Raw genomic sequence first — 22,908 nt, 5'->3', positions numbered from 1 at the left:
AAGCAATCCGGAACAAGCGGCTCAATGCCGCGGCCCCGCGTTCAGCGGCGTTTTCGATGTCTGCGCGGCCTGCGCGGTCAGCTTCGCGTCGCCGGTGTCGTAGCCGTTCGTATAGAGCAAAAACGCCATCAGGTCCGCGTATTCTTCGTCGCTCATCTTGCCGGGCTTGTCGGCGGGCATGTTGGTCGACATGTACTGATAAATGCCGCCGATCGTCAGGTGCGAGTTCGCCGCCGGCGCGAACGACGGGCCGTTCAGCGCCGGCGCGGTGATCCCTTCGAGCTTCTCGCCGTGGCATTTCGCGCACGAATCGGCGTACAGGTGTTCGCCGTGCGCGACCTGGTCGTGATCGAACGACGGCGCGGGGCCGCCGCTGCTCGCCGCGACCTTGAGGAAGCCGCCGCCGGCCGATGCGCCGTTCGCGCGCATGAACTCCGCGCGCGGCCACAGCCGGCTCGGGCCGTCGAGATAGCGCGCCGGAGAACGGGCGAGGGCGAGCGCGGCGTGCCGGGTGGCCGGAGTGGCGGGTGCCGCCGCGCCCGCCGAGGTGCCCGCAGGCAGCATCCAGTTGCGCGTCAACGCGGCGAGCTGGCCATCGTCGCGCAGCGTCGTGAGCGCGGCATCGATGCGCTGTTGCAGCGCCTGCGTGCCGGGCCCCGACGCGAACACCAGATTCCAGTCCGCATACGGCGACTTGGCGAGCGCGACATCGAACTGATGCTGCGGATGCGCGCGCCGGTACGCGACCACCGCCGGATACCAGACGATCGCGCGCTGCGCGCGGCCTTTCGCGAGCGCGTCGACGGTCAGCTCGGACGACGTTTCCAGGTCGAAGCGCGCGTCCTTCTGCTGAACCGCGATCAGTTGCGCGGGACTCGACCAGGTCGCCGCGATCGTGATCTTGCCGTCCGCTGCGGCGACGCTGATCGCTGCCGGCCGCGCGCCGCGCAGTCTGACGGTCACGTAGCCGGAGTGCAGATAGCCGCTCGAAAACAGCAGCTGCGAGTCGGAGCCGTCGGCGACGCTCGAACGCGGAAAGCCCGCGATCACGTCGCAGTCGCGTTGCAGCGACTGGCTCAGTTCGTGAGCGGAGATGCCGTCGTCGCCGCCGTCGTCGTCGATCCCGCGCTTCGCGAAGCGCGCGGTGATGCCCGCGGTGCTCAGCACCGCGCGCGCCACGGCCTTGTCGAGTTCGGCCGACGGGCTGCCGGGCAGCGTGCAGACCCGTACGCCCAGCGCGCCCGGCGCGGCGCTCCGGGTCTGCGTGCCGGCATCGGCGTGAGTTGCGGCCTGAGTTGCAATTCGAGTTGCAGCCTGAGTGGCGGCATGAGCGTGCGCGTGAGCGACGGCGAGCGCGCACGCGAAAGCCGCGTCGGTGAGTCGAAGGTTCATGATGATGCGTTCCTGTGATGGCGGGCTCAGCCGCGCTCGAGCGCGAACACGTAGAGCGTGCCGCCGCGCGGTACGTCCTTCGCGATGTCGGCCATCGGGCCGCCCCAGATCGGATTGGCGCCGCCGTAGCCGGCCAGCACCGCGACGTACTCCTTACCATCGACCTCGAACACCGACGGTTGCGCGATCACCCCGCTCGCCAGTTGCGGGCTTTCCCACAGCACCTTGCCGGTGGCGACGTCGAACGCGTACAGATGGCCGTCGAGCGAGCCGCTGAACGCGAGGCCGCTGGCGGTCGTCGCGACGCCGCCGTTCCACGGCATTTTGGTCCAGTGGCCCCACAGCTTCTTGCCGGTGTTCACGTCGATCGCCTGCAGTTCGCCGAAGCCCTGGCTGCCCGGTTCGGGCTGGATTTCGAAGCCTTCGCCGAGGTAGGGCAGACCCTCCATATAGCTGACCGACTTGCCGGACAGGCTCATGCACGCATGCAGCGAGGGCACCACCGCGATATGGCGTTCGGGGTCGTACGAGACCGACCACCAGTTCTTGCCGCCCAGAAAACTCGGGCACGTGTTGATGGTGGTGCCGGCCTTTGGGAACCGGCTCGCGTCCTGCACCGGCTTGCCGTCGGCGGTGTAGCCGGTCACCGACAGTGCTTTCACGAACGGCTCCGCATAGATCAGCTTGCCGGTCTTGCGGTCGATCGCGTGAAAGAAGCCGTTGCGATCCGCGTGAATGATCGCGTCGTACTTTTTGCCCTTGTAGCTGATGTTCGCGAGCACCGGCGTATTCACGCCGTCGTAGTCCCAGGTATCGTTATTGGTGTACTGGTAGTGCCACTTCAGCGCGCCGTTCTTCGGATCGAGCGCGAGCAATGAATCGGAGTACAGATTGTCGCCGGGACGCAAAGCGGCAAGCCACGGGCCCGGATTGCCGACGCCCCAGTACAGCGTCTGCGTGGCCGCGTCGTAGGTGCCGGTCAGCCACGCGGCGCCGCCGCCGTGTTCCTGCATGCCGTCGGGCCACGTGTCGCTGCCTTTCTCGCCGGCGGCGGGAATCGTGTAGCGCTTCCATAGCGTCGAGCCGTCGTCGGGACTGAGCGCGGCGATATAGCCGCGAATCCCGTATTCGCCGCCGGACGTGCCGACCACGATCGAGCCGTCGAGCGCGAGCGGCGCGAGAGAAAACGCGTAGCCCTGGCCTGGCTCGAACATCTGCTTTTTCCACACCACGTTGCCCGATTGCGCGTCGAGCGCGGCCACTTCGCCGTTCAGCATCGCCACGTAGACGTTCTTGCCGTACAGCGCGACGCCGCGATTCACCACGTCGCAGCAGGCGGTCTTGAACGACAGCGCGTCGAGCTTCGGTTCGAATTTCCACAACTGCTCGCCGGTCTTCGCATCGAACGCGTAGACGTTGTCCTTCGGCGTCGTGACGAACAGATAGTCGCCGTTGACGATCGGCGTCGCTTCGAAACCCTGCTTCAGATCGGCCGGGAATTGATAGCTCCACGCCTGCCTGAGCCCGGCGACATTCGATGCATCGATCTGCTTCAGAGGCGAATGCGACTGACCGCTATAGCTGCGGTAGTAGGTGAGCCAGCCCGGATCGTTCTGCGCTTGCGACAGGCGCTGATAGGTGACCGCCGGATAATCCGGGGCCGCCGATACCGCGGCCATATTCAGGCACATCGCGACCGCGAGCGCGATGCCCGCTCCACTGACAGCCAACCGGCCGGCGGCGGCCGAACGCTTTTTCATAATCGTCTCCTGAGGTGTTTGTCGATGCAGGGCCGGCGGAGGCGTTGCCTCGTTTGTTATGTCGATCCGGTTGCGCTGCCGTTACTGCAAGTCGTATGCCATTTACGCCGATCGAGCCGCGAGCGCGGCCCGCTGGAAATGCGCGAGCGGACGCACTCGCGGCGCCGGCGTTGCATGTGTTGCATCGGGGTACAGCGCGGGCGTTCAGGTGTTGAGAAAAATGACAGTCGCCGACTCGGGGAGAGTCCGCATATCGCGACGCCGATCAATTTGCGCTAATACAGCCTCTCCGATCGAAATCGACGACGCCCGACATGTCGTGCGCTATATCGCGCGTCGCATGTCGTGTGTCGCGATCGCATTGAAAGCGGGTTGACAGTTTCTTTGCCGCTCGATCGGATTGGCCCGGAGCTTGCTAATAAATAAACGAAAAGTCCGAAACGAAAAGTCCGGCAAGGCACTGGGCTTTCCCGGAGGGAGACAATGCACGATCACGTACGTCCGGCCGCCGCTCCGACGGCCATGCGAGCCACCGACTGGCCCGCGCCCGCAATCCAGAAGGCGCACGAACGGTCCGAAACGTTCGGGCTGTGCGCGTCCGCGCGGCCCGATTACGACGTGCTGTCGAAGCCGGGACTCGAACTCAAACGCGAGCAGAACCGCGTGCTATGCGCACACGCGATGCCGGTGATGGAGTCGTTGCGCGAACAGATCGCGAACACCCAGAGCATGATCGTGCTGACCAATGCCGAAGGGCTGATCCTGCATTCGATCGGCGACGACGACTTTCTCGCCCGCGCGGAAAAAGTCGCGCTGCGGCCCGGCGCGAACTGGGCCGAGGACCAGCAGGGCACCAATGCGATCGGCACCGCGCTCGCCGAGCGCTGCGCGATGGTCGTGCACGGCGACCAGCACTATCTGGCGGCCAACCGTTTTCTGACCTGTTCGAGCGTGCCGATTCTCGATCCGTACGGCGACGCGATCGGCGTGCTCGACGTGACCGGCGACTACCGCAGCTATCACCAGCACACGATGGCGCTCGCGAAGATGTCGGTGCAGATGATCGAAAACCATCTGTTTACGACGACTTTTCAGGAAACGCTGCGGGTGTCGTTTCATAGTCGTCCTGAGTTTCTCGGCACGCTGATGGAAGGGATCGTCGCGTTCACCAGCGACGGCCGCTTTCTGTCCGCGAACCGCAGCGCGCAGTTCCAGCTCGGCATGTCGCTCGCCGGGCTGCGCGCGCATACGCTGTCCTCGCTGTTCCAGACCACCAGCGCGCAATTGATCGACCGCACGCGCGCGAGCGCCGATCCGCATCTGATGCTCAATCTGCCGAGCGGCGCGGTGGTTTGCGCGCGGGTGCAGTTCAGGCGCGCGTCGCTCGCCGACGGCGGCCGGCCGGTTGCCGTGCAGCACGCTGTCCGCGCGGCGCCGCGCGAGGAATCCATGCCGACGGCGGCAGGGCTGTCGCGGCTGGGCTATCTGGACACCGGCGATCCGCAGGTCGCCGCGGTGATCGCGAAGGTCCGCCGGGTGATCGGCAAGGACATTCCGATCCTGATCAACGGCGAGACCGGCACCGGCAAGGAACTGCTCGCGCAGGCGATCCACAACGATTCGCCGCGCCATGCGGGGCCGTTCGTCGCGGTCAACTGCGCGTCGATTCCGGAGTCGCTGATCGAGTCCGAACTGTTCGGCTACGAGGAAGGCGCATTCACCGGCGCGCGCCGCAAAGGCGCGCTCGGCAAGCTGTTGCAGGCGAACGGCGGCACGCTGTTTCTCGACGAAATCGGCGATATGCCGTATTCGCTGCAAGTGCGGCTGCTGCGCGTGCTGCAGGAGCGCGTGGTCAATCCGCTCGGCTCGACCCGAAGCATTGCGGTGGACGTCGCGATCATCTGCGCGACGCACCGCGACTTGCGCGAGATGATCGCGCAAAACCGCTTCCGCGAAGACCTCTACTACCGGCTCAATGGTCTCGTGGTGCGGCTGCCGCGCCTGCGCGACCGCACCGATCTGGCGGTCGTGATCCAGAAGATGCTGCTGCGCGAATCGGCCGCCGTCGCGGAGCGCGCACCGTTGCACGTCGCGCCCGACGTGATGGCGATGTTCGAGCGCTGTCCGTGGCCGGGCAACTTCCGGCAGCTCGGCAACCTGCTGCGCACCGCGGCGGCGATGGTCGACGCGGACGGCGAGATTCGTCGCGAGCACCTTCCCGACGACTTTTTCGACGATATGCGCTGCGGCGCCGCGCAGCCTGGCGCGCTGGAGCCGCGCGCGGGGGCGGGCGGTTTCCTGCCGGAAAGCGCGCGGCTGCAGGACGTGACCGTGTCGGTGATCGCCGCGGCGCTCGCGCGGCATGGCGGCAACGTGTCGGCGGCCGCGCGCGAACTCGGCGTGTCGCGCAACACCATTTATCGCAAGATGCCGGCGGTCGAGCCGGGTCACGGCGCCGACGATCTCTGATTGGCGAGCAGCGCTCGCTCGTCGCGCTGTTACACCGGTGTTGCATCGTGCAGCACCGGTGCTCCAAAACTCAACACTGTGACGCTGCCGAGCGCATGATTCCGCAACGCGTTCGTTGCGCTCGCGTTAGCCAATTGAAAGTGTTTTTTAGTGCGCGTGCCGGCGAAGCGCTGCGCGCCAGCCGACTACCGTTCGCGCCGCAAAATCGGCATGCGCTTTGCTTTGAAGGAAACAGCCGCGCATCCGCTGCGGTTTTCATCCGATCCCGAACAAGGAGACAACTCATGCAATGGCTCACCCCGTCGTACACCGAGGTGCGTTTCGGCTTTGAAATCACGATGTATATCGCCAATCGCTAAAGCGGCCGCGGCGCGTCGCCCGCGTTGACCGAACGGCACGCGGGCGACGCACCTTACGCGCTGCGTCGCTCTCCAATCCAGAATCTCTGTTCGATCGCCGAGCCGGTCGAAAAGGCGTGGCCTCTATGAACACCAGCGACGAAGACAGCGGCGTACCGTTGCGGCCGCGGCTGCGAAGCATCTTCAGTCTGCAGTGGGAAGTGGCGCAGGACACGTACGTGCTGCTCCATCCGGAAGGGCGGGTGAAACTGAACACGAGCGCCGGCGCGATCCTCGCGCGTTGCGACGGCCGGCATGAACTCGACGACATCATCGGCGAACTGGAGCGGCTGTATAGCACGGCGGAACTCGCGCCCGACGTCTACCGCTTTCTCGATCACGCGCGCCAGCGCGGCTGGCTGGACTAGCACCTGACGCCTGACGCGGCGCGCGGCTCACAACTGCCGCGTATACGCGAGAAAATCGATAAACGCGCGAGTCGCGGCCGTACGCTGCGCGGTTTTGCTCCACAGCATGCCGACGTCCATGTGCGGAATCGCGGTCTTCAGTTCGCGCGTCTCGATGCGCTTGCCCTCCAGCGACCACGGCCGGAACACCATGTCCGACAAAATCGTCACGCCGAAGCCGTGCGATACGAACGCGCGCACCGCCTCCATCGAGCCGGTACGCAGCATCACATTCGGTTCGAGTTTTTCGCGCTTCCAGTAGCGCAGCGTCGACGCTTCGCCTTCGTCGACCGTAATCATCACGTAGGGATGCTCAGCAATATCGCGCAAGCTTGGCCGTTCGATGCGGGCGAGCGGATGCGTGGGCGCGACCCACAGCTTGCGCGGCGAGCGGCTCAGGCTGCGATGCTCGAAGCGGCCGATATCGGTCGCATTCGACAGCAGCGCGACGCCGACATCGACATCGCCCGCGAGCACCGCCTGTTCGAGCGCTTCGCGTTCGAGATCGTGCAGTTCGAACTCGACGTTCGGGTAACTCGCGCGAAAGCGCGCGAGCATCTCCGGCAGGAAATAGCCCATCACCGTATACGACGCCGCGACCCGCACGACGCCGGCAATTTCATGCGCGCGCGAACGCGACTTGTGCACGGCGTCGTTCAGCGAATCGAGCACGTGGCGCGCGTGATTGTAGAAATCGTTGCCGTCGAGCGTGATCGTCACGCCCTGCGAATGACGCTCGAACAGACGCGTGCCGAGAATCTCCTCGAGCGCGGCGATCGCTGCCGTGACCGCCGACTGCGACACGTGTTCCCGCGCCGCGGCCATCGATACCTGCCCGCATTCGGCGGTGGCAACGAAATACCTCAACTGCTTCATCGTGATGTCGGCGGCCATCTGTTTTTCAGATATCGGTTTGTTGAAAATGTGATTTTACGATGAACCGGTGCGTTCCTATACTGCGACGATCGATAAGCCAGACAGGAGACAACTCGATGGAATCGGGTGGCCACGCAGCGCTCGCCGCACACGCCGGCGAAGAGCAGGGCGTCACGCTGGAGGACAAATATCTGAAGCCGCAGGGCCGAGTCTATATGACGGGGACCCAGGCGCTGGTGCGGATGCTGCTCGCGCAGAAGGCGCGCGATCAGGCGGCCGGCCTGAACACCGGCGGCTTCGTATCCGGTTACCGCGGCTCGCCGCTCGGCGCGGTCGATCAGGAACTGTGGAGAGCGAAGCAGCACCTCGCCGCCGCCAACATCAAGTTCGTCCCCGGCCTGAACGAAGAGCTCGCGGCCACCGCGGTGTGGGGCACGCAGATGGTCAACCTCGATCCGAACGCGACCGTCGACGGCGTGTTTTCGCTGTGGTACGGCAAGGGGCCGGGCGTCGATCGCAGCGGCGACGTGTTCAAACACGGCAATATCGCCGGCACCTCGCCGCACGGCGGGGTGCTCGTGATTGCCGGCGACGACCACAGCTGCAAGTCGTCGAGCCTGCCGCACCAGAGCGAGCACGCGTTTATCGCCGCGATGATGCCGGTGCTCAATCCGTCCGGCGTGCGCGAGTTCGTCGAGTTCGGGCTGCACGGCTGGGCGATGTCGCGTTACTCCGGCTGCTGGATCGGCTTCAAGACGATCACCGACACGATCGAAACTTCGGCATCCTTCGAAATCGATCCGCTGGCCGTGCAGATCATCATTCCGGACAACTATCCGGTTCCGCCGGACGGCTTTTCGATCCGCTGGCCCGATGCGCCGCTCGAACAGGAAAACCGCCTGCAACGCGAGCGCCTTTACGCGCTGCTCGAATACGTGCGGGTGAACGGGCTCAATCGTCAGCCGTGGCACGCGCCGGCGGCGAAGTTCGGCATCGTCACGACCGGCAAGAGCTATCTGGATACGCTCGAAGCGCTCGCGCTGCTCGGTCTCGACGAAACCGCCGCGGCGGCGGCAGGCATCCGTCTGCTGAAGATCGGCGTGTCGTGGCCGCTGGAGCCGCAGTGCGTGCGCGAGTTCGCCGAGGGCCTCGCGGAAATTCTTGTGGTCGAGGAGAAGCGGCAGATCATCGAGTATCAGATCAAGGAGCAGCTTTATAACGAACCGGTTGCGTCGCGGCCGCGTGTGGTCGGCAAATACAGCGAGGCGGGCGAGTGGGTGAAAGTGCCGAAGGACGGCATCCTGCTGTCGCCGAACGGCGAGCTGGCGCCGGCCACGATCGCCGCGGTGATTGCCGCGCGACTGGCGCGCGTAGCCCACACAGCGCAAAACGAGCTACCCGAATCGGTCGCCCGCTTTCTGCCGCCGGCCGATTGCGCGGCGCACGCGAAGTGGGACCCTGCGTTGCCGGCGCGGGTGCCGTACTTCTGCTCGGGCTGCCCGCACAACACGTCGACGAAGGTGCCGGACGGCAGCCGGGCGGTCGCCGGCATCGGCTGTCACTTCATGGCGATGTGGATGGACCGGCGCACGGAGACGTTCACGCAGATGGGCGGCGAGGGCGTCACGTGGGTGGGGCAGGCATCGTTCACGACGACCCCGCATATTTTCGCGAACCTGGGCGATGGCACGTACATGCACTCCGGTTCGCTCGCGATTCGCGCGGCGGTCGCCGCGGGCGTGAACATCACCTACAAGATCCTCTATAACGATGCGGTCGCGATGACCGGCGGTCAACCGGTCGAAGGCGCGCCGTCGCCGCTGCGGATTCTCGAACAGGTCGCGGCCGAAGGCGTGCAACAGGTTCATCTGGTCTCGGACCAGCCGGAACAGTTCGCGCACGCGAAGCTGCCGCAGGGCACGCGGGTAGTTCATCGCAGCGAGATGGACGCATTGCAGAAGACGCTGCGTGAAGTGAAGGGCGTGACCGCGATCGTTTATGTGCAGACCTGCGCCGCCGAAAAGCGTCGCCGCCGCAAGCAGAAGAAGCTCGCGGACCCGGCGCGGCGCGTGTTCATCAATGATCAGGTCTGCGAAGGTTGCGGCGATTGCGGCGTGCAGTCGAACTGCGTGTCGATCCTGCCGCTGGAAACGGAGCTGGGCCGCAAGCGGGTCATCGATCAGAGTGCGTGTAACAAGGACTATGCGTGCACGGACGGCTTTTGTCCGAGCTTCGTGACCGTCGAAGGCGGCAAGCCGAGGCGGGCCGCGCGCACGCAGCTGGCCGCGCCGACCGGCTTGCCGGCGCCCGCGCCGGTCTCGCTCGAGCGGCCATTCAACATGCTGGTGACGGGCGTCGGCGGCACCGGCGTCGTGACGATCGGCGCGCTGCTGGGAATGGCCGCGCATATCGAGAACAAGGGCGTGCTGGTGCTCGACATGGCAGGGATGGCGCAAAAGGGCGGCGCCGTGATGTCTCACGTGCGCATCGGCGCCCGGCCGAGCGATCTGCATGCCGCGCGGGTGGCGGCCAACGAAGCGGATCTGATCCTCGGCTGCGACATGATGGTGGCGGCCGGCAAGGACGCCATGGCGATGGCCAACCGTTCGCGCACGATCGCACTCCTCAATACCGATGTCGCGCCGACCGGCGCGTTTGCGAGAAACCCGGACTGGCAGGCGTCGCCCGATGCGCTGCGCAAGCAGGTCGCCGCGAACACGCGCGTGGTCGAACCGGTCGAGGCGACGGCGATCGCGACCGCGCTGCTCGGCGATGCGGTCGCGACCAACATGTTCCTGCTCGGCTACGCGTGGCAGAAAGGCTGGATTCCGCTTGCCGAGGCATCGCTGATGCAGGCGGTCGAATTGAACGGCGCGGCGGTCACGATGAATAAAGACGCGTTCGCGTGGGGACGTCAGGCCGCGATCGATCCCGGCATGGTTCGCGAAGCGGCCGGTTTGCAGAAGCTGGCGCCGGTCGTGTTTATGCCAAGGCGGCAGAAGTCGCTGCAACAGATCGTCGAGGACCGCGCCGCGCGGTTGATCGCGTACCAGAACAGCCGCTATGCGGACCGTTTCGATGCGTTCGTGAAGTCGATCGCGGCGGTCGAACAAGGGCGGACCGGTGGCGACGCGTTCACGCGCGAAGTCGCCGTCAGCCTCTACAAGCTGATGGCCTACAAGGACGAATACGAGGTCGCGCGGCTGTACACGGACGGCCAATTCGCGGCAAAACTGCAAGCCGCGTTCGAGGGCGACGTGTCGCTCAAATTCCATCTCGCACCGCCGGTCTTCGCGAAGCGCGACGACGAGGGGCGTCTGATCAAGCGTCAGTATGGGCCGTGGATGATGACGGCTTTCCGGATGCTGGCGAAGCTGAAGATACTGCGCGGCACGGCCTTCGATCCGTTCGGTTACACGAGCGAGCGCAGGCATGAGCGCGCATCGATCGATGAGTTTTGCGCGCTGGTCATGCAGGTAGCCCAGCAGTTGACCGGCGCGAATCTGCCGGTCGCTATCGAACTCGCGAAATTACCGCAGTCGGTGCGCGGGTTCGGGCATGTGAGGCAGAGGAATGTCGATGCGGCTGGTGCGAAGCGGGCGCAGCTTCTGCGGGAATTCGACGGATGCACGGACGAAGTTGTCGAGGCCGCGGCGGTGGCCTGAGTAGCCTGAAGCAACCGCGCGGAACGTCCGGGCGCTTTTCAGGCTCCTGAAGAAGCGCCCGGCGACCGCGTTGCCCCGACGACCGCTCGCGCGCGGCATGCCGCCCGGGCAACAGAGATGCGACTACGCCTGTTTCGTATCGAAGATCAGCAACTCGACGCCCGCCTGCGCGAAGTTGCCCAGGTCCGCCGCGGTCGCCAGGCCGGCGGGCGAGTCGAATGCCGATTTGATCGCGTCGACCGAATCGAAACCCAGCAAGGCCACGAGATGGTAAGGCGAGTCGCCTTGCGCCGACGCCACGGGCCCCGTGCTTATCTCGTAGCTTTTCAGGCCGGGCAGCGTCTTCGCCAGCGGCGCATGGGTCGACGCGTAATAGTCATCGAATGCTTTTGTATCGGCGGGCTTCTTGTAAAGCGCGACGAGTTGGGCCATGGCTGTGTCTCCTGTGAACGGCTTTTAGAGGATGGTGTGGTGCTCGGCGTGCTCCGGTCGGAGCGGATTGCGCGGCGCGCCAGTGCGGCTGCGCCGACGGGTGGCTCGTTGAGTCTATGAAACTTCGCCCGGAGTTCAAGCTTGTTCGGTGTGCTGGCGCGCAGAGTGTCGGGGTACGGTTCAGTCGGGCCGATCAGGAAGCGACATCGACAACGGCGCCTTGCTTTTCCGTTTGCCTTACCTTAGGGTAAGGAGCAACGGAGGTGTCAATATGACAACAGCAACTATCACTTCAAAGGGCCAGGTCACGATTCCCGTGGACGTGCGCAATCAGCTAGGCCTGCAGTCCGGTGACCGGATCGAATTCAGCTTCAACGAAACGACGGGCCGGTATGAAGTCATTCCGGCGACGCGCTCGCTCGCGTCGCTCAAGGGTATCGTGAAGAAGCCCGGGAAACAGGTGTCGATCGAAGACATGAATCGGGCCATCGCCGAGCAGGGGGCATCGGCGCGATGATCGGACTGGACACGAACGTTCTGGTCCGCTACTTCGCCCAGGATGATGCCGCGCAGTCGAAGAAGGCGACGGCGCTGATGGAGTCCCTGTCGGCCGAGCGGCCGGGGTACGTTTCGCAGATCGCCCTGGTGGAGCTCGTATGGGTGCTTGGGCGCTGCTATGGCGTCGAGCGCGAGCAGATGAAGGAGATCATCGACTCGATGATCGGCACAAAGGAACTCGTCGTTGAAGGTGCTGACACGGTGCGAAAGGCGCTGCGCGTTTTCGCGGCGTCCGGGAAGGCGGATTTCGCGGACTGCCTGATCGAGCGCTCAGGATACGCAGCCGAGTGCGAATACACCGCGACTTTTGATGTAACAGCCTCTAAGGCTGCCGGGATGCAGTTAGTCAGGTAAAACCAAAAAATCTTCCCAACGCGGCCCGGCGAACGTCGGGTCAATAAACTTCGCGGCGACGGCCGGCTGGCAGGTTGACTCTTCAAGCTATGCGTCGCTGCGCCGGCATCCATCTCAAACGGGCATCCGCATGCCTGTCGGCGTGGTGTGCAACGTCCATTGCAACCGAACACCCGGGCGCATAGCCGCATCGAGGCAGCCAATTACGGGCTGCATTCGCTAAAAAAGCGTATGACGTGCCGTGCGGCGACCAATTTTCCAACCCCATATCCACTACACGACATTATAGTACTAATGTCGTGTATTTGAACGGTGTGTGTAGTGTATTTATCGTATTACGTTGTATTATCAACATATCGCCATTCCGACAGCCGCCACCACGCCATGACCCTCGAATCCGACATCGAAGCCGCCCGCGAACGCGCGTCCGACACGCAGGCGCTATATCGCGAAGTCTGCGCGTTGCTGTTTTTCCGTTACGGCGAAACGCCGACCGCCAACCGGCTGTATCAGCTGGTGCGCAAAGGCAGCATGAGCGCGCCGGCCAAGGCGTTACGGGATTTCTGGGTCGAGGTCCGCGACAAGACGCGCGTCGATGTCGGCCGGCCGGATCTGCCGCCCGAGGTCGCGACGGCGGCCGGCGAACTGGCGGCCCAGCTGTGGCGTCTGTCGAGCGACGCCGCCCATACCGCGCTCGACGTATTCAGGCAGGACGCGGACGCGCAGATCGTCGCCGCGCGCGAACAGGCCCGCCAACAGGACGAGCAACGCAAGCAGGCCGAAGAACAAGCCGCCCAGGCGGCCGCCGACGCCACCGCGCTGCGCACCCAGCTCGCCACGCTGGATGCGCGCATCGTCGAACTGCAGACGACCAACGAGATGCTGAACGCGCAACTGGCGGCGTCGAAGGAAGAAATCGCCGCGGCAAGCACCGCGCTGAGCGACGCCCGCCGCGATTTCGCCGATGAACTGGCCAAGCTGCGCCGCTCGCACGAACAGAACGAACAGCGGCTGGCCGCCGCGGAAAAACGCGCGTTGCTCGAAATCGAAGCGGAACGGGCGGCGACATTGCGTATGCGCAAGGAATTGCAAACGAGCTTGGAGCGGGTGGCGACGCTGGAAACCGAAAGCCGCGCCGAGCGCGACGCGCTGCGCGATCAACTGGCCGCCGCGAATGCCGAACTGGCCGCATCGAACGCACGGCAGGCGGCAACCGGCGCGCAGCTCGCGGAAAAGGACGCACTGCTGGCCGAGCGTTCGGCCGCAACCGATCTGCTCAGGCAGCGGATCGACACGATGTCCCGGGAAATCGCAGCAGCACGGTCCGCGCCGGCGTCCGCACGCCCTGCCCGCCGCGTCCGCGAAAAAGCCGCGCCGGACCGCGCGCCGGCGGCGTTTTCAGGCGCGCCGTTCGTCAGACGTGCGAGCAAATCCGGGCGGCACAACGAGCGCGACAGCGACTAAGCGACTAAGCGGACCGGGTCACGAATGGAGCCTTTCGGGCGGACGCAACAGCATTCCCGGTTTCCCGCGCTGGCTGGGCGGTAGGCTGACTGGCAAAAAAGTACACGGACAAGTGGCCACCTGAATTTAAGTAAAACCGGTCATTCCAAAGAGCCAATCGAACGTCTAACCTGATCCCATGTTGAATCCACCACAAGGACGCACATCATGAGGATCATGCACGTCGACGCTAGCGCGAAGCGCGAGCGCTCCAATTCCCGCGCGTTGAGCCGCTATTTTCTCGAGCGCCTGCGCGAACAGCACGTCGATTTCGAACTCGATTATCTGGACGTGACGGTCGACACCCCGCCGCACGTCACCGAAGCGTTCGCGATCGCGACCTACACGCCGGCCAACGAGCGTACCGACGCGATGAAGGCGACGCTGGCGTCGTCGGACGCGCTATGCGCGCGGCTGCTCGCCGCCGACGCGCTGGTGTTCGCGATGCCGATGTACAACTGGTCGATGCCGTCGGCGTTCAAGGCCTTTATCGACAGCGTCACGCGCACCGGCCTGACCTACAAATTCGCCGACGACGGCAGCACCGTCGGCCAGCTCGGCCGGCAAAAGGTGTTGTTCATCACGAGCCGTGGCGCGGATCTGCGCGCGGGTTCGCCGTATCAATCGATGGATGCGCTGACGCCGGCGCTCAAAGCCGCGTTCGCTTTTCTCGGCGTGAAGACGCCGGGCTTCGTCGATGCGCAGCCGCTGCAATTCGCGAACCCCGAGGCTCGCGCGGAAGCGCTCGAACGCGCGCGCGCAGAGTTGGACGCGGTGGCCGGGCAATGGGCGCAATGGGCGAAAACCATCGAAGCGGTTGCAGCCGACGAGCCGTTGTCCGAAACCTGTGAGGAGTAAGCAGATGAGCAAGATCAGAATCCGCGGCGTGTTTACAACGGCGCTGCTCGCCGGCCTCACGAGCATGGGCGCATGGCAGTGCGCGTCCGCGCAGACCACCGCGCCGGCCGGCGCCAGCACAAACGCGAACGCCAACGCCAGCTCAGGTCCAGACGCCGCCGCGCCGCACGAAACCATCACCCCTGCTTTCGCGGTACCGATCGCGAACGTGCCGGGCAAGACGATGACCGCGCTGGTCGTCGATTACGCGCCGGGCGGCAAGTCGGGCCCGCATCGGCATGGGCACGCGTTCGTGGTGGGCTATGTGCTGTCGGGGGCGATCCGCAGCCGCGTCGATAACGGCGCCGAGCATGTCTATCACGCGGGCGAATCGTGGACCGAGAAACCCGGCGCGCATCACCGCGTCAGCGAAAACGCGAGCGCGACCGAGCCGGCGAAGCTGTTGGCGATTTTCGTCGCCGATACGAACGATAAAAATCTGGTGACGTTCGACAAGAAGTAATCGATGCGGACCGTGGGCGGCATTGCGCCGCCCTTGCCTGTCGATGCATGCACAACGACTTTAAAACCGCGCGTTAAAAAAACGCGCTCTAAAACCGCGCTTCAAAACCGCGGATGACACTCGAAATCGACCGACGACGCATGCTCGGTCATCGCCGCCACCCCGCTGACGGTCTCCATCCTCACACTGCTTTGCATTCCACGCTGCTCGCAGTAGTCGCGCGCCTGGTTCATCGCGAGTTCGTGCGCGCGCGCCCATGCCATGCGGCCACCGGTTGCGCTCGCGGCGACGGTGTAAGTACCCGGCTTGTCGCTGGCGACCACGTTCGAACTCGACGCGCAGCCGACGAGACTCGCGCACGCGAGCACTGCCGCTGCGAAACTGCGCATCCGCGACATGCTCGACGCCCTCTTCTTTTGCATCGATTCCATCCGCGCGAGCGTTGCATCGCCACGCGATTGCACCGCTGCGGACGGTTCGGGAAGACTGTCTGAATCCTGCTTCAACTTCATTGTGGCACCTGCATTTTTAACCGATTTTCCAATCCCATAATTATCCGTAATAGCTCGTCGAAGATCAGCCGCGCCAACTGAAAACACTGTTGCGTGCCCCATAACAATGGACGCAATTTCGTGCCGTTCGGACATTCGCGATGATCGGACCGTATGGTTCACAAAAGAACTTCCGGAATTGCGAGCGAGCGCCTAGTCTTTATCGATGCCTTTTTCAGCACCCAGGCATATCGATCCGCCTACCCCACCAAATAGCGGCACATACCGGTCACCGAACCGGAGGAGACATCGATGAATCTCGAGGCACGCACCATGCATCGCGTCACGGTCCGGCTCATTCCGTTCCTGATGCTCTGTTATTTCATCGCCTATCTGGATCGCGTGAACGTCGGCTTCGCGGCGTTGCAGATGAACGCGGCGCTCGATCTGTCGACCAGCGCGTTCGGTTTCGGCGCCGGCGTATTTTTTCTTGCGTACTTCTTTTTCGAAGTGCCGTCGAACCTGTTGCTCGAACGTTTCGGCGCGCGCCGCTGGATCGCGCGGATCATGTTTTCGTGGGGCATTCTGGCCGGCGCGATGGCGTTTATTCCGAACATCGCGAGCTTTACCGGGATGTCGCCCGCGCACGTGTTCTACGGGCTGCGGATTCTGCTCGGCATCGCCGAGGCGGGCTTTTTCCCCGGCATCATCTTTCTGCTCACGTTATGGTTCCCGGCCGCGTACCGGGGCCGTGTGGTCGGCTACTTCATGGCGGCGATTCCGCTGTCGACGGTGATCGGCGGCCCGATTTCCGGCGCGCTGCTGTCGCTCGACGGCCGCGGCGGCCTGGGCGGCTGGCAATGGCTGTATCTGATCGAGGCGCTGCCGGCGGTGCTGCTGTCGTTCGTGGTGCTGCTCTATCTGACCGACAAGCCCGCCGACGCCCGATGGCTGTCTAGCGACGAACGCGACTGGCTGCTCGCACGGCAGAAACAGGAGCGCGAGCATCGCGAGGCGGTGCGGCATTTCAGCGTGAAAGAAGCGCTGATCAATCCGCGCGTGCTGGCGATCGCGCTGATTTATTTCGGCGCGAACGCGACCAACTACGGGCTCAGTTTCTTCCTGCCGCAAATCGTGAAGTCGTTCGGCCTCAGTAATCTGCAGACGGGTTTCGTCACGTCGCTGCCGTATATCGTCGGGCTGATCAGCATGATTGTGTGGGGACGCCATTCGGATCGCCATCTCGAGCGCCGCTGGCATGTCGCGATCGCGCTGTTCGTCGCGGCCGGTGGGATCGCGGCCGCGGCCGGGCTCGACAATCCGGTGCAGAAGATGATTGCGCTGTCGATCGCCGGGTTTGGGATTTTCGGCTGTCTGCCGGTGATCTGGACGTTGCCGGCCGCGTTTCTGTCGGGCGCGGCGGCCGCCGGCGGGATCGCGGCGGTCAATTCGCTCGGCAATCTGGCGGGCTTTTTCGGGCCGTTCGCGATGGGCTGGATCAAGGACAGCACCGGCGGCTTCGGCGCTGGGCTGCTATGCCTGTCCGGTGCGGGACTGATCGGGATGGCCGCGGTGTTGCTGCTGCATCACGATTCGTCGCTGGAAACCGCGCATGGCAATCCGCATGCGCGCTCGCCGGGTGAGGCGGGGGTCGCGCGGGGGTAGTCGCGCTCAGTTCGCGCCGTTGCCGGTATTGGCCGCTGCGCCGCCCTGCCCGCCGGCATCCGGCGGCACGACGTCGTCGGGCGTCGGAGTCGGCGCGAGCGCCGCGGCGCCGCCGCCATACGCTTCTCCATCGACGCCGTTGCCGCTCGCCGGCGCTGCCGCCAGCCCGGGCGCGCTGGCCGAGCCCGGCGCCGGCAACAGCGGCGGCAGCGCATGCGCATCGCCCTGCACCACCGACGCCCCCGCCGCGATCTCCGGCACCTCGGTCACAGCCGAGGCCGCCGATGCGGCCGGCTCCGCGGTCGCCACCGGCGCGCGCCGCACGGTTCCGCGCGCACTGACCTGCTTCTCGGGCTGCGCCGGCGTGCGCGAAAACAGCTGCTCGAACCAGTCGCGCAGACGCGCGGTGCGCTCGGCGAACCAGCCCGGCTGCTGCTCGGTATCGAACTTCAGATGGCTGTCCACCAGCCGCGCGCGTTGCGCGCGCTGGAAGAAGTCGCCGACGATCGGCAGCGCGCTATGCGCGCCCTGCCCCCAGTAATCGCTGCGCAGCGTCACGCGGCTGTCGTTGAAGCCGACCCACGCGCCCGCCACCAGCTGCGGCTGAATCAGGATGAACCAGCCGTCCGCGTTGCCCTGGGTCGTGCCGGTCTTGCCGGCGACGTCGCCACGCACGCCGAAGCGCGTGCGGATGCTCGCGCCGGTGCCGCGGCTGACCACGTCGCGCATCACGTCGACCAGCGTGCGCGCGGTATCGGCGGGCAGTTCGCGTTGCGGCGCGGCCGGCTCGAACTGCGCGAGCACGTTGCCGTTGCGATCCTCGATGCGGGTCACCATCAGCGGCTCGACATAGCCGCCCAGGTTCGCGATCGTGCCGTACGCCGACACCATTTCCTTCAGCGTGACCGGGCTGGTGCCGAGCGCGAGCGACGGCACCGGATCGAGCTGGCTGTCGCGCACGCCCATCGCCCGCGCGAGCCGCGCGACCTTGTTCGGGCCGACCGTCTGCATCACCTGCGCGGTGATCCGGTTGCGCGAATACGTAAGCGCGTCGCGCAGGCTGATTTCGCGGCCGCTCGGTTCGTCCTCGTCGCTCGGCTTCCAGATTTCGCCGCCGGCCAGCTGGATTTCGACCGGATTGTCGGGCAGCTTGTCGTCCGGTTTCGCACCCGCCTGGAACGCGGCCGCGTAGACGAACGGCTTGAACGTCGAGCCCGGCTGACGGCGCGCCTGCTGCACGTGATCGAACGGATCCTCGCTGAAGTCGCGGCTGCCGACCCACGCCTTGATCTCGCCGGTGCGCGGGTCCATCGCGAGGAAGTCGGCCTGCACGCGGGTTTTCGTGTCGCACACGTTCTGCACCAGCTTGCGGTCGGCGGACAGCTGCTTGAGCGCGTCGTCGTCGGTCTGGCCGGCGTCTTTGGCCGCGCGGAACTCCGGCGTTTCGCGCAGGAACGCGCGCAGCAGATCCTTGTCCGCCGAGCAGCCGGAATGCGTGCCCCACGCCGAGTTGGCGATGCCCTGCAACTGGTTGCCCTGCAGCTTGACCGCCTGGTTGGCCATCGTCTGCAAGCGCGAGTCGAGCGTCGTGCGCACCACGAGGCCGTCCGAATAGATGTTGTAGTCGTTGCGGTCGGCCCAGGAGACCAGCCATTTGCGCAGCTGCTGCGTGAAGTGCGGCGCGGGTCCGGGCGGCTCGACCTGGCGCTCGAAGTCGAGGCGCAGCGGCTTGCGGCTGAGCGTGTCGTACTGGGCCGGCGTCAGCTTGCCGTACTTGACCAGTTGCCCAAGCACCGTATTGCGCCGCTGCAACGCGCGCTCCGGATTGAGCACCGGGTTGTAGTACGCGTTGCCCTTGAGCATGCCGGTCAGCGTCGCCGCTTCGAGCACGTTCAGGTCGGCCGCGGATTTGTCGAAATAGGTGCGCGCGGCCATCTCGATCCCATACGCGTTGTACAGGAACGGCACGGTGTTCAGATAGGTTTCGAGAATCTCCGGCTTCGTATAGAGCATCTCGATCTTGATCGCGGTGATCGCTTCCTTCAGCTTGCGCGTGAGCGTCGGCGCGCGGCCGATTTCATCGGGGTACAGATTGCGCGCGAGCTGCTGGGTGAGCGTCGAGCCGCCCTGGCGGTCGCCGGAAAACGTGTGCAGCGCGGCCGATGCGGTGCGGCGCCAGTCGAGCCCGAAATGCTGGTAGAAGCGATGGTCCTCGGTCGAGATCAGCGCGTTGACGACGGTCGGCGAAATCTGGTCGAGACCGACCCATTGCCGGTTCGACGGCTTGAATTCGGCGAGCAGCTTGCCGTCGGCCGACAGGATCTGCGCCGGTTGCTCGACCTTCGCCTTGCGGATGTCGCCGATGCTCGGCGTAAACGGAATCAGCAGCAGCACGTACAGCAGGAACAGCGCGGGCAGCGCGGCGAGCCCCCACGCGAAAGTGCGGCGGGTCGGGTGGCGCAGATGCCACCAGCCCTTCGCGAACAGCGGGTTCGCGGCGGTCAGCCCTTTGTCGAGGGCCGCCAGGAATGAGGAGAAAAGACGCTTCACGCTTGCTGTGGTCGGCTGGGAAAGGCGCAATCGTACCAAGATGTGGGGGCTACGCCGATTTTTGCCCGGGTGCGGAGTGCCCCGCGCCGATGTCCGGCCCGCGCGGCGGGGCCACTATAATGTCGCCAATTCCGACAAGAGGTGTTTCATGATCATCAAACCGCGTGTGCGTGGCTTCATCTGTGTATCGACTCATCCGACCGGCTGCGAAGCCAACGTCAAGGAACAGATCGAGTATGTGAAGGCGCGCGGCCCCATCGCCAACGGCCCGAAGAAGGTGCTCGTGATCGGCGCGTCGACCGGCTACGGCCTCGCCGCCCGCATCAGCGCCGCGTTCGGCTCGGGCGCGGACACCCTCGGCGTGTTCTTCGAGCGCGCCGGCAGCGAAACCAAGTCCGGCACCGCGGGCTGGTACAACACCGCCGCGTTCGAGAAGTTCGCGACCGCCGAAGGCCGCTACGCGACCAGCATCAACGGCGACGCGTTCTCCGACGCGGTCAAGGCGCGCACCATCGAAGTGATCAAGCGCGATCTCGGCCAGGTCGACCTGGTCGTCTATAGCCTCGCGGCGCCGAAGCGCCAGCATCCGAAGACCGGCGAAGTGTTCAGCTCGGTGCTCAAGCCGATCGGCCGCGCGGTCAACCTGCGCGGCATCGACACCGACAAGGAAGTAATCAAGGAAACCGTGCTGGAGCCGGCGACGCCGGAAGAAATCGCCCACACGGTCGCGGTGATGGGCGGCGAGGACTGGCAGATGTGGATCGACGCGCTCGCCGAAGCCGGCGTGCTCGCGGACGGCGCGAAGACCACCGCGTTCACCTACCTCGGCGAGAAGATCACGCACGACATCTACTGGAACGGCTCGATCGGCGCGGCCAAGAAGGACCTCGACCAGAAGGTGCTCGGCATCCGCGAAAAACTCGCGGCTAAAGGCGGCGATGCGCGGGTTTCCGTGCTGAAGGCGGTCGTCACGCAGGCCAGCTCGGCGATTCCGATGATGCCGCTGTATCTGTCGCTGCTGTTCAAGGTGATGAAGGAAACCGGCACGCACGAGGGCTGCATCGAGCAGGTCTACGGCCTGTACAAGGACAGCCTGTACGGCAGCCAGCCGCATCTGGACGACGAAGGCCGTCTGCGCGCCGACTACAAGGAACTCGACCCGCAGGTCCAGGGCCGCGTGCAGGAACTGTGGAATCAGGTGACCAACGACAACATCTACGAGCTCACCGATTTCGCCGGCTACAAGACCGACTTTTTGCGTCTGTTCGGCTTCGAGATGAAGGGTGTCGATTACGACGCGGACGTCAATCCGGACGTGCAGATTCCGAATCTGGTGCAGGTTTGATGGTGGTGGTTTGATGTTGCGGGTTTGACGTCGGCGGTTTGACGTTGGCCCTTCGAAGCGCCGGCCGGGTTGCGATCCCGCCGGCGCTTTTGCATTTCAGCGCTTCGTTTCAGCGCTTCATTTCTTACGCTTCATTTCCTGCTTTTCTCCCGTGCTGGCGCCGGCGCCGCACGGAAACGCGCCCTGCAATGCGCGCAGGATTGCCAGTCCGACCGGGAAGTCATCGGAGATGCCCGGGTGATTCGCGAAGAACGCGTCGAGCATCGGATAGACGGTCTGATTGCCGATCGAGAGCGTTTCCGGCGGGCAGAACAGCGGCGGCCGCTTTTGCGAGACCAGATCGCCGTTGGCCCAGCCGAGCGCGTTGATCGTGCCGGTGATGTACGCCGCGTAGATCGAGTCGTTGTCGGCGTGCGCCCATTTTTTGTATTGCGCGGCCGTCATCTCGGCGCTCGCATTCAGAGTGAAGCACGCCGTCAGCAGCGCCAGCGCGAATTTGCTTACCCGCATCGTCGAACCTTCAAGGTCATAGAAGGCCGCCATTGTAGGGGACGCGGGGGGCGGTGCGCAGGATGGGGGTGAGCTTCAAAGCGCCGGGGCTTCGCTGCCGAAAGAGCGCATTGCGGGGTCGCGGTGGCCGATCTCGCTCTATCATTCGTATTCTGGCGGGTGGCCGGCAAAATGCCTATAATAGAGAGGCAAATTGCCAAGGAAAGCCCCGATGCCTACCATTTCCTTCAAGCCCACCGGAACCGGCAACCCACGCCGCGAAGAGTTCGGCCTTCTACAAATGCTGCTCGACGCGCCCGTGAGCAGCGGATCCGACCTCGCGGAACTCGCCGCGGAGCGAGTCGGCGTCGATGTTATCGACCGCCTCGCGGAATACGGTCTGAAGGCGGACGAACTGTCCTTCATCATTCCGCGGCGCACGCTCACTCATCGGCGGCATCAGCAGGAACGCCTGTCGACGGAGGAGTCGGACAAAGCGATTCGCCTCGCCAGAATCGTCGCGCAGGCAACCGCGGCATTCGGCAACCGGGACAAGGCGATGGGATGGCTGCGCAGCGCGCAGAAGCGCTTTAACGGCAGAAGCGCCCTCGAAATGGCGAGCACCGAGCACGGCTCGCGGCAGGTCGAGGAAGCGATCGTTCAGCTCGACGAAGGGTATTTCGCCTGATGGACCTGTGGCGAATCAGTAATTACGCCGATCTGCGAGGGATCGGCGGCTTGCGGGCACCCGGTCGCTGGCACTTTGCCGGCCGACCGGTCGTGTATCTGGCCGAACATCCCGCGGTCGCGCTGCTCGAGACTCTCGTGCATCAGGAAATCGGCAACCCTGCCCGACTGCCGGACAAGTACCAGCTTTTGCGTATCGAAGTACCGGACGGCACCATGCTTGCGGAAATCGCCGACGGCGAAATTCCTGAGAACTGGCGCGACGATCTTCCGTGGACCCGCAATGCCGGAACCGAATGGCTCAACGGTGGCAGCAGTGTGCTGCTCAAGGTTCCCAGCGCGATCTTGCCTTGCGCGTTCAACTATCTGATGAACCCCGCGCATCCTGATGCTTCTCTCCTGAAGATCGGCACGGCAATCGATGTGCGTCACGATCCGCGCATCATGAAGCTGTTAGCGGCGGTTTAAGGCCACGGACGACTCGCGCTCCGTCAGACGCCTCAGCAC

The 22,908-nt window shown here is 64.8% G+C and carries 20 protein-coding genes; 13 read left to right on the top strand and 7 right to left on the bottom strand.

All coding sequences use genetic code 11. The features are described 5' to 3' along the window. Window positions 1-21: 21 nt before the first annotated feature. Window positions 22-1,392, bottom strand: a complete 1,371-nt coding sequence (locus BTH42_RS12565; RefSeq protein ID WP_075299666.1) for a c-type cytochrome — start codon at window positions 1,390-1,392, stop codon at window positions 22-24. Window positions 1,393-1,418: 26 nt separating this feature from the next. Beyond that, entirely contained in the window at window positions 1,419-3,152 is a 1,734-nt protein-coding gene (locus BTH42_RS12560; protein ID WP_075299664.1) for a methanol/ethanol family PQQ-dependent dehydrogenase, read from the bottom strand. 483 nt (window positions 3,153-3,635) lie between these two features. On the opposite strand from BTH42_RS12560, the gene BTH42_RS12555 reads away from it, so the two are divergent. The 3 genes from BTH42_RS12555 to pqqD all read left to right on the top strand — a co-directional run bounded on the left by BTH42_RS12555 (window position 3,636) and on the right by pqqD (window position 6,387). Next, window positions 3,636-5,621: a sigma-54-dependent Fis family transcriptional regulator gene (locus BTH42_RS12555; RefSeq protein ID WP_075299662.1), complete on the top strand. Its 1,986-nt coding sequence runs from the start codon at window positions 3,636-3,638 to the stop codon at window positions 5,619-5,621. Between the two features lie 95 nt (window positions 5,622-5,716). Further along, window positions 5,717-5,980 carry a pyrroloquinoline quinone precursor peptide PqqA gene (gene pqqA, locus BTH42_RS35980; RefSeq protein WP_256701995.1) on the top strand — a complete coding sequence of 88 codons (264 nt, stop codon included), beginning with the start codon at window positions 5,717-5,719 and terminating at the stop codon, window positions 5,978-5,980. Between the two features lie 125 nt (window positions 5,981-6,105). Continuing rightward, entirely contained in the window at window positions 6,106-6,387 is a 282-nt protein-coding gene (pqqD, locus tag BTH42_RS12545) for a pyrroloquinoline quinone biosynthesis peptide chaperone PqqD (protein ID WP_075299658.1), read from the top strand. 27 nt (window positions 6,388-6,414) lie between these two features. Here pqqD and BTH42_RS12540 read toward each other — a convergent pair whose 3' ends face one another. Next, on the bottom strand, window positions 6,415-7,320 hold the full coding sequence (locus BTH42_RS12540; protein ID WP_075299656.1) for a LysR family transcriptional regulator: 906 nt from the start codon (window positions 7,318-7,320) through the stop codon (window positions 6,415-6,417). Window positions 7,321-7,418: 98 nt separating this feature from the next. On the opposite strand from BTH42_RS12540, the gene BTH42_RS12535 reads away from it, so the two are divergent. After that, the gene (locus BTH42_RS12535; protein WP_075299654.1) at window positions 7,419-10,967 is read left to right on the top strand and encodes an indolepyruvate ferredoxin oxidoreductase family protein; all 3,549 of its coding nucleotides are present in this window, start codon (window positions 7,419-7,421) and stop codon (window positions 10,965-10,967) included. Between the two features lie 123 nt (window positions 10,968-11,090). On the opposite strand, the gene BTH42_RS12530 is transcribed toward BTH42_RS12535, so the two are convergent. Further along, window positions 11,091-11,399, bottom strand: a complete 309-nt coding sequence (locus BTH42_RS12530; protein WP_075299652.1) for an EthD family reductase — start codon at window positions 11,397-11,399, stop codon at window positions 11,091-11,093. A 271-nt stretch (window positions 11,400-11,670) separates the two neighbouring features. Here BTH42_RS12530 and BTH42_RS12525 point away from each other — a divergent pair, with 271 nt between their 5' ends. The 5 genes from BTH42_RS12525 (at window position 11,671) to BTH42_RS12505 (ending at window position 15,174) form a co-directional block, all read left to right on the top strand. After that, window positions 11,671-11,916 (top strand): AbrB/MazE/SpoVT family DNA-binding domain-containing protein, encoded by a 246-nt coding sequence (locus BTH42_RS12525; RefSeq protein ID WP_075299650.1) that lies wholly within the window; start codon window positions 11,671-11,673, stop codon window positions 11,914-11,916. Beyond that, a complete protein-coding gene (locus BTH42_RS12520) occupies window positions 11,913-12,311 on the top strand; it encodes a PIN domain-containing protein (protein ID WP_075299648.1) in 399 nt (132 codons plus the stop codon). Before BTH42_RS12525 ends, BTH42_RS12520 begins: the two co-directional genes overlap by 4 nt. A 321-nt stretch (window positions 12,312-12,632) precedes the next feature. Further along, the gene (locus BTH42_RS12515) at window positions 12,633-13,775 is read left to right on the top strand and encodes a DNA-binding protein (RefSeq protein WP_256701994.1); all 1,143 of its coding nucleotides are present in this window, start codon (window positions 12,633-12,635) and stop codon (window positions 13,773-13,775) included. Window positions 13,776-13,982: 207 nt separating this feature from the next. Next, window positions 13,983-14,672 (top strand): FMN-dependent NADH-azoreductase, encoded by a 690-nt coding sequence (locus tag BTH42_RS12510; protein ID WP_075299644.1) that lies wholly within the window; start codon window positions 13,983-13,985, stop codon window positions 14,670-14,672. Window positions 14,673-14,736: 64 nt separating this feature from the next. Then, window positions 14,737-15,174: a cupin domain-containing protein gene (locus tag BTH42_RS12505; protein WP_075299711.1), complete on the top strand. Its 438-nt coding sequence runs from the start codon at window positions 14,737-14,739 to the stop codon at window positions 15,172-15,174. A 101-nt stretch (window positions 15,175-15,275) separates the two neighbouring features. On the opposite strand, the gene BTH42_RS12500 is transcribed toward BTH42_RS12505, so the two are convergent. Then, window positions 15,276-15,596, bottom strand: coding sequence for a hypothetical protein (locus BTH42_RS12500; protein ID WP_075299709.1), 321 nt, complete (start codon window positions 15,594-15,596; stop codon window positions 15,276-15,278). A 381-nt stretch (window positions 15,597-15,977) separates the two neighbouring features. Here BTH42_RS12500 and BTH42_RS12495 point away from each other — a divergent pair, with 381 nt between their 5' ends. After that, window positions 15,978-17,330 (top strand): MFS transporter, encoded by a 1,353-nt coding sequence (locus BTH42_RS12495; protein ID WP_075299642.1) that lies wholly within the window; start codon window positions 15,978-15,980, stop codon window positions 17,328-17,330. 6 nt (window positions 17,331-17,336) lie between these two features. On the opposite strand, the gene BTH42_RS12490 is transcribed toward BTH42_RS12495, so the two are convergent. After that, complete coding sequence (locus BTH42_RS12490; protein ID WP_075299640.1) at window positions 17,337-19,880, bottom strand: penicillin-binding protein 1A; 2,544 nt, start codon at window positions 19,878-19,880, stop codon at window positions 17,337-17,339. A 148-nt stretch (window positions 19,881-20,028) separates the two neighbouring features. On the opposite strand from BTH42_RS12490, the gene fabV reads away from it, so the two are divergent. After that, complete coding sequence (fabV, locus tag BTH42_RS12485; protein ID WP_075299638.1) at window positions 20,029-21,225, top strand: enoyl-ACP reductase FabV; 1,197 nt, start codon at window positions 20,029-20,031, stop codon at window positions 21,223-21,225. Between the two features lie 117 nt (window positions 21,226-21,342). On the opposite strand, the gene BTH42_RS12480 is transcribed toward fabV, so the two are convergent. Next, window positions 21,343-21,735, bottom strand: coding sequence for a hypothetical protein (locus tag BTH42_RS12480; protein WP_075299707.1), 393 nt, complete (start codon window positions 21,733-21,735; stop codon window positions 21,343-21,345). 211 nt (window positions 21,736-21,946) lie between these two features. Here BTH42_RS12480 and BTH42_RS12475 point away from each other — a divergent pair, with 211 nt between their 5' ends. Together BTH42_RS12475 and BTH42_RS12470 are read left to right on the top strand one after the other, a co-directional pair. Next, window positions 21,947-22,402: an antitoxin Xre/MbcA/ParS toxin-binding domain-containing protein gene (locus tag BTH42_RS12475; RefSeq protein WP_075299636.1), complete on the top strand. Its 456-nt coding sequence runs from the start codon at window positions 21,947-21,949 to the stop codon at window positions 22,400-22,402. Continuing rightward, on the top strand, window positions 22,399-22,869 hold the full coding sequence (locus BTH42_RS12470; RefSeq protein WP_143752028.1) for an RES family NAD+ phosphorylase: 471 nt from the start codon (window positions 22,399-22,401) through the stop codon (window positions 22,867-22,869). Before BTH42_RS12475 ends, BTH42_RS12470 begins: the two co-directional genes overlap by 4 nt. Window positions 22,870-22,908: the final 39 nt, after the last annotated feature.

The organism is Burkholderia sp. SRS-W-2-2016, from assembly GCF_001931485.1.
GTDB lineage: Bacteria > Pseudomonadota > Gammaproteobacteria > Burkholderiales > Burkholderiaceae > Paraburkholderia.
Note: the sequence above shows the minus strand (reverse complement) of the source record. Positions and strands in the feature narration are given on the sequence as shown.

Coding starts and splice junctions, on each gene's coding strand:
- BTH42_RS12565 (WP_075299666.1), bottom strand. CDS start 1,392: ATGAACCTTCGACTCACCGACGCGGCTTTCGCGTGCGCGCTCGCCGTC.
- BTH42_RS12560 (WP_075299664.1), bottom strand. CDS start 3,152: ATGAAAAAGCGTTCGGCCGCCGCCGGCCGGTTGGCTGTCAGTGGAGCG.
- BTH42_RS12555 (WP_075299662.1), top strand. CDS start 3,636: ATGCACGATCACGTACGTCCGGCCGCCGCTCCGACGGCCATGCGAGCC.
- pqqA (WP_256701995.1), top strand. CDS start 5,717: ATGATTCCGCAACGCGTTCGTTGCGCTCGCGTTAGCCAATTGAAAGTG.
- pqqD (WP_075299658.1), top strand. CDS start 6,106: ATGAACACCAGCGACGAAGACAGCGGCGTACCGTTGCGGCCGCGGCTG.
- BTH42_RS12540 (WP_075299656.1), bottom strand. CDS start 7,320: ATGGCCGCCGACATCACGATGAAGCAGTTGAGGTATTTCGTTGCCACC.
- BTH42_RS12535 (WP_075299654.1), top strand. CDS start 7,419: ATGGAATCGGGTGGCCACGCAGCGCTCGCCGCACACGCCGGCGAAGAG.
- BTH42_RS12530 (WP_075299652.1), bottom strand. CDS start 11,399: ATGGCCCAACTCGTCGCGCTTTACAAGAAGCCCGCCGATACAAAAGCA.
- BTH42_RS12525 (WP_075299650.1), top strand. CDS start 11,671: ATGACAACAGCAACTATCACTTCAAAGGGCCAGGTCACGATTCCCGTG.
- BTH42_RS12520 (WP_075299648.1), top strand. CDS start 11,913: ATGATCGGACTGGACACGAACGTTCTGGTCCGCTACTTCGCCCAGGAT.
- BTH42_RS12510 (WP_075299644.1), top strand. CDS start 13,983: ATGAGGATCATGCACGTCGACGCTAGCGCGAAGCGCGAGCGCTCCAAT.
- BTH42_RS12505 (WP_075299711.1), top strand. CDS start 14,737: ATGGGCGCATGGCAGTGCGCGTCCGCGCAGACCACCGCGCCGGCCGGC.
- BTH42_RS12500 (WP_075299709.1), bottom strand. CDS start 15,596: ATGCAAAAGAAGAGGGCGTCGAGCATGTCGCGGATGCGCAGTTTCGCA.
- BTH42_RS12495 (WP_075299642.1), top strand. CDS start 15,978: ATGAATCTCGAGGCACGCACCATGCATCGCGTCACGGTCCGGCTCATT.
- fabV (WP_075299638.1), top strand. CDS start 20,029: ATGATCATCAAACCGCGTGTGCGTGGCTTCATCTGTGTATCGACTCAT.
- BTH42_RS12480 (WP_075299707.1), bottom strand. CDS start 21,735: ATGCGGGTAAGCAAATTCGCGCTGGCGCTGCTGACGGCGTGCTTCACT.
- BTH42_RS12475 (WP_075299636.1), top strand. CDS start 21,947: ATGCCTACCATTTCCTTCAAGCCCACCGGAACCGGCAACCCACGCCGC.